General features: G+C 43.9%; 3 protein-coding genes. 2 read left to right on the top strand and 1 reads right to left on the bottom strand.

Features of this window, described 5'->3' with window-relative positions; genetic code table 11:
• Positions 1-340 precede the first annotated feature (340 nt).
• A complete protein-coding gene (locus ENN47_12215; protein HDP78913.1) occupies positions 341-712 on the bottom strand; it encodes a hypothetical protein in 372 nt (123 codons plus the stop codon).
• Between the two features lie 449 nt (positions 713-1,161).
• Here ENN47_12215 and ENN47_12210 point away from each other — a divergent pair, with 449 nt between their 5' ends.
• Together ENN47_12210 and ENN47_12205 are read left to right on the top strand one after the other, a co-directional pair.
• Positions 1,162-1,926 (top strand): MerR family transcriptional regulator, encoded by a 765-nt coding sequence (locus ENN47_12210; GenBank protein HDP78912.1) that lies wholly within the window; start codon positions 1,162-1,164, stop codon positions 1,924-1,926.
• Between the two features lie 365 nt (positions 1,927-2,291).
• A partial coding sequence (locus ENN47_12205) for a prephenate dehydratase (GenBank protein ID HDP78911.1) occupies positions 2,292-2,884 on the top strand: 593 nt, incomplete at its 3' end.

Below are 2,884 nucleotides of genomic sequence, written 5' to 3'. Positions count from 1 at the left end.
CCAACATTTGCTGCTGCAACAACCGGGACTACGATTGTAACTTGAGGATTAGGGCTCTGTGTGTCATAGTCGCCGCCAGAACTGCTACTAGTGAAGTCAGACTCAAGAGAAATGGGAGTGAAGGCTGTAGGCTCCGCGCTGGCTATTATCGTTGAATCATACCCCACATTCAGAGAACAAGTCGCGAATAACGCAATCTTTCCCAAACCTACAGTAAGAGGATTGGATTCCAATCGAGTTGTGGTGATCCAGTCATTGTCAGCTGCGAAGTTGTTGATATTATCCTTCAACTCGTTGTTGTTGAACTGAATATCCACACCAAGGTAGGTGGTAATTGCATTTAGTGGAGTGTTGTCGTAATAGGTGTACCATTCGCCGAGTATTTTGACTTTCCCGCCGAGACCGAGAAGCGTTGAAAGACTTGATTTCTCTGCATAAGAATACTGAATTGTCGGTACTGCAATTGAACCGCTCCATAGTTTTCCGGAAGAAATCCTACGTCCGAAGCCAAACTCACAGTATAACCCTTAAGTTGGAATTCCGAGATGAGTTCTTCAAACTCTTCGTCAAATGGAAAATTGGAACTGTAGAAGTTCTTATGGACATCGTCTATCAATAGAGTCTTTGGAACGACTGGAAAAGATCCCGGCCAGCATGAGGAAATCATCATAACTAATGCCGCAAATGCTGAGAGTAACAATATTTTTTTCATAGGAGTACCTCCTAGTTTGGGAAGCATTTCTTTCGCCTTCCTTATGCTAAAGTATATTCTTTAGTTCCTTATATAGTGTCAAATTTAGAGAGCGTGTTAAGACGAAACTGATGCAAAGCGGAAAGTTTTTTTGTCGGCAATCTAGCGATGGAGGCTGCACTGGTTGCAAGTATTCTAAACATGTGGTTTCGCGAACGCTCGTCGGAGTGAATTACGAACAAAAAAGAATCCAGCGATCATGACGAATCTCTGAACATAGAATTCACGGAGCTTCTTTAGCATGCACCGAAACCTCTTGAGTAGAACCTACCAAAAATCTCCTCACCATGGAGAAAAAAGCCAGCTGTGAGAATTCTTTGACATTCTGTGCTCCTGTGGCCGCATAAAGGAAAGATCAATAAGCAATACTATTTGACTATAACGCAACGTCATAGTATATTCTTGTGATTATGGGAGGAGATTTCTTTAATACAAAAGAGGTTGCCGAGCTTTCAGGCCTTTCTGTCAGAGCGCTTCATCATTATGATGAGATTGGACTCCTGAGACCGCGGCGTAATGCCGAGAATGGATACAGAGAGTATTCAGGAGGCGATCTCGACAGACTCCAGCAGATTCTCTTTTTCAAACAATGCGGCTTCTCTCTCGATAGGATCAAGAAGCTTCTCAGCAATCCGAGGTTCGATAGAGAGAAGGCCTTCGAGCTTCAGAAGAAACGCTTGATTCTTGAGAAAGAGAGAATCGAATCTATGCTAATCACACTGGAAAGGACACTCAAAACTATGAGAGGGGAAGATTCGATGAGTCAAAGAGAAAAGTTCAAAGGATTCGATTTCTCTTGCAACCCATATGAAGAAGAATCTAGACAGCTTTGGGGTGACGAGACAGTCGAAAAAAGCAACGATTTTATCGCATCGAAGAGCGATCGGGAGAGGAAGGACATGGAGAAGACACTAGATGAGCTTTTCAGAAGACTGGCAGAGATCAAAAATGAAGATCCCGATTCAGACCTCGCTCAAGATGCAATAGACAGGATGTATAGGGTCTTTAACGAAAGTTTCGGACATTACTATAGCCTTGAATCCTTTGCAGCTCTAGGCAACATGTATGTAATGGATGATAGGTTCAGAGCAAACATCGATAGTTACGGCGAAGGGTTAGCGGAGTTTCTTTCAAAGGCAATGCAGGAGTATGCCGACAGGCAATCCGAAGGCTGAACCGAAATCGTCTGTTATTGAATTGGTGGAATGATACTGAAGTAAACAAAAGATATGAGTCTAAAACGGTCTTCCAGAAAAGTGTAGGAAACTGCTCAAATAGGTCCGAAGTCTTCCGATTATTGTCCCATTTTGCCGACTGGACTATCTGTGATGATTAATAATAGAAGAGGTATCTCTTAGCTCTTGACCTGAAGGCGATGCCACAGGTTTGTTCTGGTTAGTTCATCTTCCCGTCGCATTTGTGGGGCAATAATTGTTTGATTTCTTGCAGATTGCGCAGTGTTCTGCAAAGGCAAGTGCAGGCTTGAACTGGATTAGAAAAAACGGAGCATGAACAGCCGAATTCTACTCGGGCAGTGAATCTGCCTCATGAACAGGAGAGTTGTTTGAAGAAGAAGACTATCGCTTTTCAAGGCGAACACGGCGCATATTCAGAACAGGCTATAAGAAAGTCATTGGGAGATTCTCCCGTTACTCTTCCGTGCAGATCGTTTCGGGAGATGCTGAAGCTTGTCAGCGAACGAAAAGTAGATTATGCGATGCTACCTGTGGAAAACTCACTGGCCGGTACGGTGATTCCGGCTTACGATGCCCTTATAGAAAGTGAACTCTTCGTCCATACAGAAGTTATGCTTCGAATAGAACACTGCCTCATGGCTCCCAAAGGGAGAGCACTTGAAGACATAAGATTTGTGATTTCGCATCACCAGGCGCTTGCGCAGTGTTCTGAACATATAGAAGAAGAGGGCATAGAGGCCAAAGAGTATTATGACACTGCCGGTGCGGCAAAGGACCTGGCAGCTTCAGAGATGCCCTTCACGGCTGCGATAGCCAGTGAACTCGCTGCCAAAACCTATGGGCTTAATATTTTAAGGAGAAATTTCGAAGATCTAGATACAAATACAACCAGATTCTTCTTAATGGGAAGTGAGTCCGTTCCATGCGTTGGAAAATG

The sequence above is a fragment of the Mesotoga infera genome (assembly GCA_011045915.1).
Taxonomy (GTDB): Bacteria; Thermotogota; Thermotogae; order Petrotogales; family Kosmotogaceae; genus Mesotoga; species Mesotoga infera_D.
The sequence above is the reverse complement of the archived record's forward strand: the minus strand, read 5'-3'. Positions and strand labels throughout refer to the sequence as shown.

Coding starts and splice junctions, on each gene's coding strand:
- ENN47_12210 (HDP78912.1), top strand. CDS start 1,162: ATGGGAGGAGATTTCTTTAATACAAAAGAGGTTGCCGAGCTTTCAGGC.
- ENN47_12215 (HDP78913.1), bottom strand. CDS start 712: ATGAAAAAAATATTGTTACTCTCAGCATTTGCGGCATTAGTTATGATG.